Genomic DNA, 12,163 nt, shown 5'->3' on the forward strand with positions numbered 1-12,163 from the left:
GCGGACGCGCGGTGCCCCGGCTCAGCGCGCCGGCGCCGGGTAGGCGCGCGGCAGGCCGTTGTCGGCGCGCAGGTAGCGGTCGCGCAGTTCGGTCTGGCGGCTGCGCATCGGGATCGCGCGGCCGTCCATCCACACCTGCAGGGCGACATGGGCGACGTCGAGCGGGTCGCCGCTCCACAGCACCAGGTCGGCGCGCTTGCCCGGGGCGATGCTGCCGACTTCGCCGGCCACGCCGAAGGCGTCCGCCGGCACCCGGGTCAGCCCGGCCAGGCCGTCGGCCCAGGGCAGGCCGGCGGCGACCGCGTTGCCGGCCAGCTGGCGGACCTTGCGCGCGTTGTGCGCGGCGCCGCTTTCGCTGAAGCCGACCGCGACCCCGGCGGCGCGCAGCCGCGCGGCGTTGTCCATGCTGGCGCCGACCTGGTCGAAGTCGCTGGGCAGGTTGGACAGCGGATTGACGAACACCGGCACCTGGGCCGCGGCCAGCTGCGGCGCCAGGCGCCAGGCCTCGGCGCCGCCGGCGATGGCGATGCGCAGCTTGTGCCGCGACGACCAGCGCAGCAGTTGGCGGATGTCGGCGGCGCGGTCGACGCCGAACACGATCCGGCCGCCGCCGTCGAGGTACTTGAGCAAGGCCTGGCGCCCGGCCGGGGTCAGCAGGGCGGCGTGGTGGCCGGCCGGCAGGCGCCCGCGCGCCTCGTCGAGCAGCTGGTCGAGGATCATCCACTGCGCCGCGCGCGAGCTGCCGCTGAGGCCGAGGCTGTCCTTGCCCAGGCGCACGAACAGCGCGCGCGGGCCGATCGGGTCTGGGCCGCCGTCGAGGCGTTCGACCCCGCCCTGGCCGGCGACGATCGAGCCGCCGGTGGCGGTGCCGGCGCCGAGCAGGGTCCAGCCGATGCCTTCGATGCGCGCGACCGGGATCAGCACCGAATCGGGGTTGTAGGCCAGGGTCACGTCGAACTCCGGCCGCACCGTCATTTCCTTGGTGTCGGCGCCGAGCGCGACGGTCTGGTCGACGGTCGACTTCTCGCCGGACACCTCTTCCAGGCCGAGCTCGGTGATGCCGCCGAACAGGGTCGGGGTCAGCGGCCGGCCTTCGGCCTCGAACACCTGCGCGCCGGCCGGCGCGCTCAGGCCCTTGCCGATCGCCCGCACCACCCCGCCCGAGACCAGCACGTCGGCGTGCTCGATCGAGCCCTGGGCGGTGGCGGTATGCACGGTGGCGTTGCGGATCAGCAGGTTCTGCGCCGGCGCGGCGAAGCTGGCGGCGGCCAGCAAGGCGGCGGCGAGGACGCTGCGGCGGACGGCGCGGCTCATCGCACACCTCCGCTCGCGGCGGCGCCCTGGGTGGCCGGCTGGCCGAGCAGGAAGTCGGACTTGGGCTGGCGCGCCGGGTCGGCGCGGTCGTAGATCCGCGCGCCGTCGACGTAGACCTGTTCGGCCTTGGCGTAGACGCTGAAAGGATTCCCGTTCCAGACCACCACGTCGGCCATCTTGCCCGGCTCCAGGGTGCCGGTGCGCTCGCCGATGCCCAGCGCCTTGGCCGGGTTCTGGGTCAGCCAGCGGATCGCCCGTTCGGGCGCGATCTCGATCCCGGCCAGGCGCGCATGCGCGATCACCTTGGCCGCCTCCTGGTTGAGCCGCTGGATCCCTTCCTCGGAATCCGAATGCACGATCGCGCAGCTGTTGGCCGGACGGTCGACGATGGCGATGTTCTCCTGGATGCCGTCGAAGGCCTCCATCTTGAAGCCCCACCAGTCGGCCCACAGCGCGCCGCACACGCCTTCGGCGGCGAGCCGGTCGGCGATCTTGTAGGCCTCCACGCCGTGGTGGAAGGCGCTGACCTTGAAGCCGAATTCCTTGGCCAGGTCGAGCATGGTGGTCATCTCGTCGGCGCGGTAGCAGTGGATGTGGACCAGGATGTCGCCCTTGATCGCCCCGGCCAGGGTGTCGAGCTTGAGGTCGCGCTTGCCGCCGGTGTCCTTCTCGCTGTCGGCGCCGTTGCCGTTGGGCTTAGCGCTGCTTTGCCACCAGCGCTTCTTCTGCGGCGCGGCGTTCTTCGGCGTGGTCTTGCGCAGGTACTCGCTGGCGTCGATGAAGGCGGCGCGGTAGCCGGCGACGTTGCCCATGCGCGTGCCCGGCGAGGTGTTGCGGCCGCCGTAGACGCGCTTGGGGTTCTCGCCGCAGGCCATCTTCAGGCCCCAGGGCGCGCCCGGGAACTTCATCGCCTGGTAGCTCACCGCCGGCACGTTCTTCAGGGTCACGCCGCGGCCGCCGATCAGGTTGGCCGAGCCGGGCAGGATCTGCAGCGAAGTGATGCCGCCGGCCAGGGCGGTGGCGAAGCCGGGGTCCTGCGGCCAGATCGAATGCTCGGCCCACACGTTCGGGGTCACCGGGCCGGTCATCTCGTTGCCGTCGGAATGGGCGCCGACGCCGGGGCTGGGGTAGACGCCCAGGTGCGAGTGCACGTCGATGATGCCGGGGGTGATCCACTTGCCCTCGGCCGCGATCCGGGTCGCATCGGCCGGAGCCTCCAGGCCGCTGCCGACGGCGACGATCTTGCCGTCCCGCAGCAGCACGTCGGCGCGGTCCAGGCGCTGGCCGGTGCCGGTCAGCACGGTCGCGCCCTGCAGCAGCACCGGGCCCGAGGCCAGCGGCCGGTAGGTGCTGGGGTAGGGGTCCTGGGTGTAGCGCGAGGCGGCCGGCGTGGGCGTCGCGGCCTGCGCGGCGCTGCCCAGCAGCGCCAGGGCGCAGCCGGCGAAGAGCGGTCGAAGCATGGATTTCCCCGAAAAAGCGAGCAATTCAATGGATTGCGGGCGACTTCGAACCGTAGCGGGGGGCGCCGGCGCTGCCAACCCTGACGAAGGTCATAGGCGTGCCACAATGGCCGGACAACAACTAGAAAAGGCCAAAACGTGAAAGACAAAGAACAGATCGTCGAAAACTGGCTGCCGCGCTACACCGGCGTGCCCCTGGACCAGTTCGGCGAGCATGTCCTGCTGACCAACTTCGGCGGCTACCTGCACACCTTCGCCCGCCTGACCGGCGCCGAAGTGGTCGGCCTGGACCGGCCGATGCCGAGCGCGACCGCCGACGGCATCACCATGATCAATTTCGGCATGGGCAGCCCCAACGCGGCGACCATGATGGACCTGCTGTCGGCGATCATGCCCAAGGCGGTGCTGTTCCTGGGCAAGTGCGGCGGCCTCAAGCGCAAGAACCAGCTCGGCGACCTGGTGCTGCCGATCGCCGCGATCCGCGGCGAGGGCACCTCCAATGACTACCTGCTGCCGGAAGTGCCGGCGCTGCCGGCATTCGCCCTGCAGCGCGCGGTGTCGACCACGATCCGCGACCTCGGCCACGACTACTGGACGGGCACGGTCTACACCACCAACCGCCGGGTCTGGGAGCACGACGAGGCCTTCAAGGAACGGCTGCGGGCGATGCGCTGCATGGCCATCGACATGGAGACCGCGACCGTGTTCGCCGCCGGTTTCGCCAACCGCATCCCCTGCGGCGCGCTGCTGCTGGTCTCCGACCAGCCGATGATCCCGGAAGGGGTCAAGACCGAAGCCTCCGACGCCAAGGTCAGCGCCAGCTACGTCGACACCCACATCAGCGTCGGCATCGAAGCGCTGAAGCTGATCCGCCGCCACGGCAAGTCGGTGCGGCATCTGCGCTTCGACGAGTAAGCCGCCGCCGCGCATCGGGCCCCTCTCCCGCGTGCGGGAGAGGGGTTGGGGCGAGGGCTCCACGGTTCTGGCGCGGCTGAACAGTTCACCCATGCCGCCAAGCTCAAATCCCTTGTTTTTAAGGGTTCTGAGACGCCCCGCACGCCGCCTCGCACGGCCTGAGACCTGCCCGGACGACACTGTGCTCCACGACCGGAGGACAGGTCATGGAACAGCTCATCTTCACCGTCATCGGCGCCCTGCTGACCTGGGCGTTCTACTTCATCCAGCGCATCGCCGAACGTCGCGGCACGGTCGACGCGATCGAGCGCGGCAAGCAGTTGCTGGCGCTCAAGCAGGAACTCGACGGCGCCCACACCAGCGTCGAGGAACTGCGCCGCTTCGAAAGCCGCCTGATCGGCAAGGCCGAGACCACCGCGCGCATCGCCGACCGCTACGTCGGCAAGGCCGAGGCGCTGGCGCGCGACAGCGACGACGCCAACGTCAGCCAGGCCGACATGAGCCGGCATGCGCTGGTCGAGCTCGAGCGCGAACAGGCGCGGCTGGAACGCGTGGTCGAGCGCCTGCGCAGCCAGCTCGACGGCAAGAGCCGGGAGGCGTTCGAACAGACCCATCAGGCCTGGCTGGCGTTCCGCGAACGCCATGCGCGCTTCGTCGCGCAGTCGTATTCCTCGCGCGCGGTGCGGCCGCTGATCCACGCGGTCACCATGGAAAGCCTGACCGCGGCCTGGATCAACGAACTGGAGACCCAGCTCGGCGAAGCGCCCGACGCGGGCCCGCCTGCGGCGGCGTAAACCCTGGTTGTCTGTAGGAGCGGCGTGAGCCGCGACCAACCGCAGCGGTGATCGAAAGCGCTGTACCCGAAGCCCGGCCCTGCGGCCATCAGCCGCCGATCGTCGTGTCGGCGCACGGTCTTCGGATGCGACGCTCGCGTACACCGCTGCGGTGGTCGCGGCTCACGCCGCTCCTACAAGAGCAATGCGGCTCACGCCGCTCCTACAAGAGTGCTGGCTTCGACACGGTGTTGCGGCGGTGCTAGGGTGCGGCCTGTCTTTGCGACCTCAGGTTAGCCATGTCCGTCACCGCCCAAGACGTCGTCGCCTTCTGGCGCAACGCCGGACCGAGCCGCTGGTTCGACCGCAACGAGCAGTTCGACCGCCAATGCCGCAGCGGTTTTCTCGAAGCCCACTTCGCCGCCGCCTGCCGCGCGCACGACGACTGGGTCGAACGCGACGCCGAGTCGGCGCTGGCCTTGCTGATCCTGCTCGACCAGATTCCGCGCAACGTATTCCGCGGCAGCGCGCATTCCTATGCCACCGATCCGCTCGCCCGGCACTATGCCCGGCGCGCGCTGGCGCTGGGCCACGACCAGGCCATCGAGCCGGCGCTGCGTGCGTTCTTCTACCTGCCGTTCGAACATTCCGAAGACATCGGCGACCAGCGCCTGTCGCTGCAGCTGCACCGGGCCCTGCCGGCCAACGCCGACGGCAGCGACCCGGCGCAGTGGGCGCAGCAGCACCTGGACCTGATCGAACGCTTCGGTCGCTTTCCGCACCGCAACGCCGCCCTGGGCCGCGAATCCACCGCCGAAGAACAGGCCTACCTCGACGGCGGCGGCTTCAAGGGTTGAGCCGCGCCGGCGCGCCCTGTCGCGGCAAACGCTGTTTGTAGGAGCGGCGTAAGCCGCGACCACCGAAGCGACGAAAAAAACGCGTACCGGCCGAAGCCCGGCGATACGGGCACGAGCGGCTTCCCGCACCGAAGGCCCGGCTTCGGAGGCGTTCGCTCGCGTCCACCGCTGCGGTGGTCGCGGCTCACGCCGCTCCTACAAGAGCCGTCGCGCCGCTTAATCGAGCAAATGCTGCTGCGGCGAATACTCGACCACGCGCAGGGTGCGGTCCTGGATCTGCCCGACCATGCGGCCCTGGCCGCGGGTCTCGCGCTTGATCCGCGTCCATTCCTCGTCGGCCATGAACTGGGCCCAGCGGTCCTGCATCGTCGCCTCGTCCGGCCATTCCAGCAGGTAGGCGAACTCGGTGCGCTGTTCCTGCCGGGTTTCCCACATCGCGACGATGCGGAAATCGTAGCGCTGCATGATCCGCGTCGCGTGATCGCGGAAGCGGGCGTGGAATTGCGGCTTGGTGTCTTCGAAGATTTCGTAGATCCGCAGCTGCTGGATCGGCGCGGCCGCCGGCTTGGGCGGATCGGCGGCGCGGGCCAGGGTGGCGAGCAGGCACAGCGCGGCGAGCGCGCCCAGGGCGCGGATCGGGGAAGCGAAGGTCACGGGTTACTCCGTGGCAGGCGCCGTTCCGTGGCGTGGGTGGGCAACGAGGCGCGAGGTTAGGGCGCGCGGCGCGCGGCCGGCATCGGCCACAAGGCGGAGGCCGGGTTCGCGTTGTTCGCGAGTCAGCTTGGGCCGGAGACGGCGCCCGCACGAAGCGGCCCCCATCCTCGTCCGCCGCTCGCGCCGGCCTGCCGGATCGTCCCATGCAAAAACGACGACGGCCGCGACGCAGGGCGTCGCGGCCGTCGCTGCGGCGGGCTGCGGCAGCGGGCTCAGTACTTGGCGATGCCCGGCTCGATGTCGGCCCAGGCGTCGATGCCGCCGACCACGTTGTAGACCTCGGCGAACCCGAGTTGGCGGAAGTGCTCGGCGGCCTGGGCGCTGCGGCCGCCGTGATGGCACAGGAAGGCCAGCGCGGTGTCCTTGGGCAGGGCTTCGAGCGCGGCGGTGCCGGCGTCGAAGGTATCGAAGGCGACGCCGGCCTGGGCCAGGGCGCGCTCGTCGGCCGGGCGCACGTCGACCAGGCGCAGGCCGCCGGCGACGACGCGCTCGCGCGCCTGCGCCGGGGTCAGCGGCTGCACCGCCGGCGGCGCGTTCGGGTTGACGATCACCAGGCCGCGGCCGCGTTCGTCGTCGGCCCAGTCGATCGACACGCCGTCGGCGCGGCGCGCGTGCATCCAGTCGGTCTGGACCCGCACGCCCTCGATTTCGACCGCGACCGCCGCCGCGTCCACCGGCGCCAGCTGCAGGCGCACGTTGTAGCGCGGGTCGACTTCCAACTGCACCGCATAGCCTTCGCCGGCGTTGGCGACGGCGTCGCGCAGCATCTGCGCCGCGGCCGGGGTGATGCTGAGCTTGGGCGGGCTGCGGTCCGGCGCCGGCAGGCCGAGCAGGCCGTGCAGTTCGCCGCTGGCGGCCATCTGCTCGACGATGTCGCTGCCGCCGACCAACTGGCCGTCGACGTACAGCTGCGGAATGGTCGGCCACTCGCCGTAGACCTTGATGCCTTCGCGGATGTCCGCATCGGCCAGCACGTCGACGTGGGCGTAGCCCTGCGGCAGCAGCGCGTTCAGCGCGCCGGAGGCCTTGGCCGAAAAGCCGCACTGCGGGGCGTTCGGCGCACCCTTCATGAACAGCACGACGCGGTTGGACTGGAGCAGGGTTTCGATGCGCGAACGCAGGGCGGGATCGAGGGACATGAGAGGGGCTGGCGGACGGAGATTGAGGGCGAGATGGGGGCGGGACGCCGGCGGCGCAAGGTAGGATGCCCGGATCTGCCCGCTTGACCCGCCGACTTGATCAGTCCCCTTGATCAGGCCCCGCCCGAGACCGCGCCCGCCGCATGGACCGACCCTTCGCCGCCGCTCACCGTCCGCCGCGCCGGCCCTGGGCCTGGGCGGTCTGGTTCGCCGCCTCGCAGGCGCTGGTGGCGGCGCTGTGGTGGCGCTACGGCTGGGCGGCCGGCCTGGCCAGCCTGATGGCCAGCCATGCGGCGATGTTCTGGGGCACGCTGTGGCCGCGCTCGCGCCTGTTCGGGCCGGTGCTGTCGCGGCTGCCGACCGCCGAGCGCGCGGTCTGGCTGACCATCGACGACGGGCCCTCGGCCGATACCGAGGCGATGCTCGACCTGCTCGACGCGCACCGCGCCAAGGCCACCTTCTTCGTCGTCGCCGAACGCGCCGAGCGCCACGCCGGCCTGCTGCGCGAAATCGTCCGCCGCGGCCACGAGGTCGGCAACCACAGCCACAGCCACCCTTCGGCGTGGTTCTGGGCGCTGGGGCCGCGGGCGATGGCGCGCGAGATCGGCGAGGCCCAGCAACGCCTGGCCGCGTTGCTGCCGCAGCCGCCGCGCTGGTTCCGCGCCGTGGTCGGCATGGCCAACCCGTTCACCGCCGCGCCGCTGCGCCGCCACGGCCTGAGCCGGGTGGCCTGGAGCGCGCGCGGCTTCGATGCGGTCGAGGCCGACCCGGACAAGGTGGTGGCGCGGATCGAGCGCGACCTGGCGCCGGGCGCGATCGTGCTGATGCACGAGGGTTCCGGCCATGGCCGCAATCTCGAGGCGATGAAGCGCCTGCTGGCGCGGCTGGACGAGCTCGGCTACCGCTGCGTCCTGCCCGAGGCGCGCGCCGACGCCTGAGCGCGGCGCGGCTCAGTCCGGGCGCGCGGCGACGATGCGCCAGTTGTTGAACGGGGTGCGCCCGAACAGCGGCGTGAACTCCACCTGCAGTCCGGCCGCGGCCAGGCGCGCGCGCAAGGCGTCGCCGTCGGGGTAGTAGCGCGGGTTCGCGTTCATCCAGCCCAGCACGCGCGAGAACCGATCCACCGCACGGGTGATGCGGGCCCGGCCGGTGCCGTCGTCCAGGCCGGTGCGGATCACCAGCCGCGCGCCGGGCGTCAGCATCGCGATCATCGCGTCCAGCGCCCGCTCCTGCGCCGGGTAGGGAATGAACTGCAGCACGTCGAGGATCACCACGCTGCCGCGGTGCTCGGGCACTTCGCGCGCCAGGTCGACCACCTCGAAGCGGGCCTGATCCAGGCCGACCCGCTCCACCGCACGACGCGCGCGGCGGATCTTGGCCGCGTCGCTGTCGACCCCGCGATAGGGCAGGCGGATGCCGTCGGCGTGCAGGGTATGGGCCAGCAGCCCCAGGCCGCAGCCCAGGTCGAGCAGCGGCGCGCGGCTGCCGCGCAGGGCCGCGCTGACTCCCGGGTACAAGGGATCGCTGCCGAGCTTGGCGCGGCTGTAGTAGTAGTCCCAGCGGTTGCCGAGCGGGTGCTCGGGCAGATAGGCGCGCGCGATGCGGTCCGCCTGTCCGTGGGCCATGGCCTGTACCGCTTCGTTCATCGTCTGGTCGGGCGTGGGGCGCGGGCAGCGTTCAGTGTCGCATCCGCCGGCGCGCGCGGGAACCGCGGCCGGGCGACGCGCTCAGGCCGCGTCGGTCAGCAGGCCGCGGGCCACCGGCAGGGCCAGCGCGGTCCACTCCGCGTACATCGCCGCCGAGGGGTGCAGGCCGTCGTCGGCCAGCATCGCCGCGTCGCTGCCGAGCCGGCGCGAGACCGGCGCGATGTCGACGTAGGCCACGCCGTATTCCGCGCACAGGCGCTGGGCGGCCGCGTTGAAGGCGTCGAGCTCGGCGCCGATGACGGCCGCGCCGCGCGCGTCCTTGGCCCCGAACGGAGTCGCGCCCCAGTCCGGAATCGACAGTACCAGCACCCGGGCGCGGCGGCCGCGCGCATAGCCCAGCGCGCGCTGCAGCAACTGGCGGAACTCGCCGGCGTACTGCGGCGCGCTGCGGCCGCGGTACTGGTTGTTGACCCCGATCAGCAGACTGACGAAATCCCACTCGCCCAGCGGCTCGGACAGGTCCAGCGCGGTGGCCAGCTCGTCGGTGGTCCAGCCGGTGGTGGCGATGATGCGCGGGTCGGCCAGGCCGACCCCTTGCGCGCGCAAGCCCGCGGCCAGCTGCACCGGCCAGCGGCCGTTCTCGGCCACCGCTTCGCCGATGGTGTAGCTGTCGCCCAGGGCGAGGTAGGACAGGCCCATCTCAGGCAGCGCCATCGCCGCTCAGGCCACCGCGGCCTGGGCCTTGCCTTCGGCGCGCTCGGCGTAGCGGTCGAGCACCCGCTCGATGCGCTGGAACACCTCGCGCACCTGCTCCGGCAGCGGCAGCAGGGTGACCCGGAAATGATTGCGGTAGGGCACGTTGAAGCTCGAACCCGGCACCACCAGCACGTCTTCGGTCTCGAGCAGTTCCAGGGCGAACCGGTGGTCGTCGAAGCCCTGCGCCGCGGCCCCGGTCACCGCCGGGAAGGCGTACAGCGCGCCGGCCGGGGCGACCAGCTCCAGGTGCCTGCTGGCCTGCACCGACTCGATCACCGCGCGGCGCGCTTCGTACAGGCGGCCGCCCGGCGCGCACAGCGGGGCGATGGTGTCCTCGCCGTGCAGCGCGGCCTCGATCGCGAACTGGCCCGGCACGTTGGCGCACAGGCGCAGCGCGCCGAGCAGGTCCATGGCGTGATGGAAATCGCCGCTGGCGACCGGATCGCCCGACAGCACCGCCCAGCCCACGCGCCAGCCGCAGGCGCGGTGCACCTTGGACAGGCCGCCGAAGCTCAGGCAGGGCAGGTCGCCGGCGATCGGCGCGACCGGGGTGAACTGGGCGCCGTCGTAGAGGATCGAGTCGTAGATCTCGTCGCACATCAGCAGCAGCTTGTGGCGCGCGGCGATGGCGACGATGCGCTCGATCAGCTCGCGCGGGTAGGCCGCGCCGGTCGGGTTGTTGGGGTTGATCAGGACGATCGCGCGGGTGCGGCTGGAGACCAGTTGCTCGATCTCGTCCGGGTCGGGCAGGAAGCCGTTCTCCGGCTGGCAGCGGTAGTACACCGGACGGCCGTCGTTGAGGATGGTCGCCGCCGACCACAGCGGGTAGTCGGGCGAGGGCAGCAGCACTTCGTCGCCCGGGTTGAGCAGGGCGCGCAGCGACAGGTCGATCAGCTCGCTGACGCCGTTGCCGACGAACACCCGCTCCGGCGAGGCGTTGGGCGTGCCGCGCTGCTTGTGGAACGCGGCGATCGCCTCGCGCGCCATCGGCAGGCCCTGCTGATGGGTGTAGGGATCGGTGTCGGCGATGCGCTCGGCGATGGCGCGCTGCAGGTGCTCCGGCGCGCGGAAACCGAACGCGCCCGGGTTGCCGATGTTGAGCTTGATCTGCTTGCGTCCCTGGGCCTCCAGCTCGCGAGCTCGCCGGGCCAGTTCACCGCGGATTTCGTAGCGGACTTCGGACAGGCGTTCGCGGGTTTTCAGGGGCGGAAGGGACATCGCGGCAGGATCGGAATGGGAAAGGTGCCGTCCAGACTAGCTGAATCGCTGCCACTAATCAGCTGATCGCCCGGCCCGGCGGGGCCGGCGGCTTGCGGCGGGGCGCACGGTTCGGCCGCCCGCATGCCGGCCGGTCCCGTCGCGCGGCCCGCCGCGACGGGCGCGGACGGCAAAACCGCTCGGCCGGCTATGTAGAATCGCGCCATGTCCCCGGTTGTACGCGCCTTTGACCCCTGAACTGTCCGCCCTGCAGGCGATCGGCTGGCCGATCACGGCCACGGACCCGCTGCCGGCCGACCCGGTCTGGCAGGCGGCCCTGGCCGAGCACCCGCACGCCCGCCCGGCCCGGGTGGTCGAGCAGCACCGCAGCGGCTACGTGGTCGCCGACGGTCCCGACAGCAATTTCCCGGTCGATTCCCTGCCCGAATGGCAGCGCCCGCGCTTCCCGCCCGAGCAGCGGCCCGGGGTCGGCGACTGGCTGCTGATCGAGGGCGAGGGCCGGCGCCGGGTGGTCGCGCTGCTGCCGCGGCATACCGCGATCAAGCGCGGCGCCGCCGGCGAGCACTACAAGCAGCAGCTGATCGCCGCCAACGTCGACACCGTATTCGTGGTCTGCGGCCTGGACGCCGACTTCAACCCGCGCCGGATCGAGCGCTACCTGCTGCTGGTGCGCGGCGGCGCCGAGCCGGTGATCGTGCTGACCAAGGCCGACGAGGCCCTGGCCGCCGACGAGAACGCGATCGTCGCCGCGACCGGGGCGTTGATCGAGCTGGCCCAGGGCGTGGCGGTGCGCGCGGTCAATGCCCGCGACCGCGACGGCGTGCGCGAGGCCCTGGCCGACTGGCTGGGTCCGGGCCGCACCGCGGTGCTGGTCGGTTCCTCCGGCGCCGGCAAGTCGACCCTGACCAACAGCCTGCTCGGCATCGAACGGATGAAGACCGGCGCGGTGCGCGAGAGCGACGCCCGCGGCCGCCACACCACCACCCACCGCGCGCTGATCCCGCTGCCCACTGGCGCCTGCCTGATCGACACCCCGGGCATGCGCGAGCTCAAGCCGACCGGCGAGGAAGACGTCGCCGAGAACTTCGCCGACGTCGAGGCCCTGGCCGAGCAGTGCAAGTTTCGCGACTGCTCGCACAACCGCGAACCCGGCTGCGCGGTGCGCGAGGCGATCGAAGGCGGGCGCCTGGACCCGCAGCGCTTCGCCAACTACCTCAAGCTGCGCGACGAAGTCGCCGGAGCCGCCAACAAGCTCGCCAACCGGCGCGCGCAGAAGGCCGATGAGAAGGTGCTGGGCAAGGCGCTGAACAAGCGCCTGGAAGACAAGTATGGGCGGCGCTGAGGCCGGCCCGGGGATGTGCGTGCTGGCCT

Annotated in this window: 12 protein-coding genes; 5 read left to right on the top strand and 7 right to left on the bottom strand. The window is 71.8% G+C overall.

Annotated features, from left to right (window positions below):
• Positions 1 to 21: 21 nt before the first annotated feature.
• Together K4L06_RS09090 and K4L06_RS09095 are read right to left on the bottom strand one after the other, a co-directional pair.
• Entirely contained in the window at positions 22 to 1,314 is a 1,293-nt protein-coding gene (locus K4L06_RS09090) for an amidohydrolase family protein (protein WP_221671087.1), read from the bottom strand.
• Entirely contained in the window at positions 1,311 to 2,774 is a 1,464-nt protein-coding gene (locus K4L06_RS09095) for an amidohydrolase (protein ID WP_221671088.1), read from the bottom strand. The genes K4L06_RS09090 and K4L06_RS09095 overlap by 4 nt, the downstream gene beginning before the upstream one ends.
• Positions 2,775 to 2,912: 138 nt before the next feature.
• Here K4L06_RS09095 and K4L06_RS09100 point away from each other — a divergent pair, with 138 nt between their 5' ends.
• From K4L06_RS09100 to K4L06_RS09110, 3 genes are all read left to right on the top strand, one after another.
• On the top strand, positions 2,913 to 3,689 hold the full coding sequence (locus K4L06_RS09100) for an AMP nucleosidase (RefSeq protein ID WP_206412281.1): 777 nt from the start codon (positions 2,913 to 2,915) through the stop codon (positions 3,687 to 3,689).
• A gap of 206 nt (positions 3,690 to 3,895) precedes the next feature.
• Positions 3,896 to 4,483: a lysozyme inhibitor LprI family protein gene (locus K4L06_RS09105; RefSeq protein WP_221671089.1), complete on the top strand. Its 588-nt coding sequence runs from the start codon at positions 3,896 to 3,898 to the stop codon at positions 4,481 to 4,483.
• 278 nt (positions 4,484 to 4,761) lie between these two features.
• Positions 4,762 to 5,319: a DUF924 family protein gene (locus tag K4L06_RS09110; RefSeq protein WP_221671090.1), complete on the top strand. Its 558-nt coding sequence runs from the start codon at positions 4,762 to 4,764 to the stop codon at positions 5,317 to 5,319.
• A gap of 216 nt (positions 5,320 to 5,535) precedes the next feature.
• Here the strand turns inward: K4L06_RS09110 and K4L06_RS09115 are convergent, their stop codons facing one another.
• Positions 5,536 to 5,973, bottom strand: coding sequence for an NIPSNAP family protein (locus tag K4L06_RS09115; RefSeq protein ID WP_343225745.1), 438 nt, complete (start codon positions 5,971 to 5,973; stop codon positions 5,536 to 5,538).
• 272 nt (positions 5,974 to 6,245) lie between these two features.
• On the bottom strand, positions 6,246 to 7,172 hold the full coding sequence (gene grxD, locus K4L06_RS09120; protein ID WP_221671091.1) for a Grx4 family monothiol glutaredoxin: 927 nt from the start codon (positions 7,170 to 7,172) through the stop codon (positions 6,246 to 6,248).
• A gap of 143 nt (positions 7,173 to 7,315) precedes the next feature.
• Between grxD and K4L06_RS09125 the strand changes: the two genes are divergently transcribed.
• Positions 7,316 to 8,110, top strand: a complete 795-nt coding sequence (locus tag K4L06_RS09125; protein ID WP_221671092.1) for a polysaccharide deacetylase family protein — start codon at positions 7,316 to 7,318, stop codon at positions 8,108 to 8,110.
• A gap of 12 nt (positions 8,111 to 8,122) precedes the next feature.
• Here K4L06_RS09125 and K4L06_RS09130 read toward each other — a convergent pair whose 3' ends face one another.
• From K4L06_RS09130 to K4L06_RS09140, 3 genes are all read right to left on the bottom strand, one after another.
• A complete protein-coding gene (locus K4L06_RS09130; protein WP_221673579.1) occupies positions 8,123 to 8,797 on the bottom strand; it encodes a methyltransferase domain-containing protein in 675 nt (224 codons plus the stop codon).
• Between the two features lie 102 nt (positions 8,798 to 8,899).
• Positions 8,900 to 9,517 (bottom strand): SGNH/GDSL hydrolase family protein, encoded by a 618-nt coding sequence (locus tag K4L06_RS09135; protein WP_221673580.1) that lies wholly within the window; start codon positions 9,515 to 9,517, stop codon positions 8,900 to 8,902.
• Positions 9,518 to 9,538: 21 nt separating this feature from the next.
• Positions 9,539 to 10,792, bottom strand: coding sequence for an aminotransferase class I/II-fold pyridoxal phosphate-dependent enzyme (locus K4L06_RS09140; protein ID WP_221671093.1), 1,254 nt, complete (start codon positions 10,790 to 10,792; stop codon positions 9,539 to 9,541).
• A 226-nt stretch (positions 10,793 to 11,018) separates the two neighbouring features.
• On the opposite strand from K4L06_RS09140, the gene rsgA reads away from it, so the two are divergent.
• A complete protein-coding gene (rsgA, locus tag K4L06_RS09145) occupies positions 11,019 to 12,134 on the top strand; it encodes a ribosome small subunit-dependent GTPase A (protein ID WP_255595032.1) in 1,116 nt (371 codons plus the stop codon).
• Positions 12,135 to 12,163 lie beyond the last annotated feature (29 nt).

Origin of the sequence: Lysobacter sp. BMK333-48F3 (assembly GCF_019733395.1) — a bacterium.
Taxonomy (GTDB): Bacteria; Pseudomonadota; Gammaproteobacteria; order Xanthomonadales; family Xanthomonadaceae; genus Lysobacter.

What these genes read in the sequence shown, in the direction of transcription:
- K4L06_RS09130 (WP_221673579.1), bottom strand. Translation starts at nt 8,797, where the DNA reads ATGGCCCACGGACAGGCGGACCGCATCGCGCGCGCCTATCTGCCCGAG.
- K4L06_RS09125 (WP_221671092.1), top strand. Translation starts at nt 7,316, where the DNA reads ATGGACCGACCCTTCGCCGCCGCTCACCGTCCGCCGCGCCGGCCCTGG.
- K4L06_RS09095 (WP_221671088.1), bottom strand. Translation starts at nt 2,774, where the DNA reads ATGCTTCGACCGCTCTTCGCCGGCTGCGCCCTGGCGCTGCTGGGCAGC.
- K4L06_RS09110 (WP_221671090.1), top strand. Translation starts at nt 4,762, where the DNA reads ATGTCCGTCACCGCCCAAGACGTCGTCGCCTTCTGGCGCAACGCCGGA.
- K4L06_RS09105 (WP_221671089.1), top strand. Translation starts at nt 3,896, where the DNA reads ATGGAACAGCTCATCTTCACCGTCATCGGCGCCCTGCTGACCTGGGCG.
- K4L06_RS09135 (WP_221673580.1), bottom strand. Translation starts at nt 9,517, where the DNA reads ATGGGCCTGTCCTACCTCGCCCTGGGCGACAGCTACACCATCGGCGAA.
- K4L06_RS09090 (WP_221671087.1), bottom strand. Translation starts at nt 1,314, where the DNA reads ATGAGCCGCGCCGTCCGCCGCAGCGTCCTCGCCGCCGCCTTGCTGGCC.
- K4L06_RS09140 (WP_221671093.1), bottom strand. Translation starts at nt 10,792, where the DNA reads ATGTCCCTTCCGCCCCTGAAAACCCGCGAACGCCTGTCCGAAGTCCGC.
- grxD (WP_221671091.1), bottom strand. Translation starts at nt 7,172, where the DNA reads ATGTCCCTCGATCCCGCCCTGCGTTCGCGCATCGAAACCCTGCTCCAG.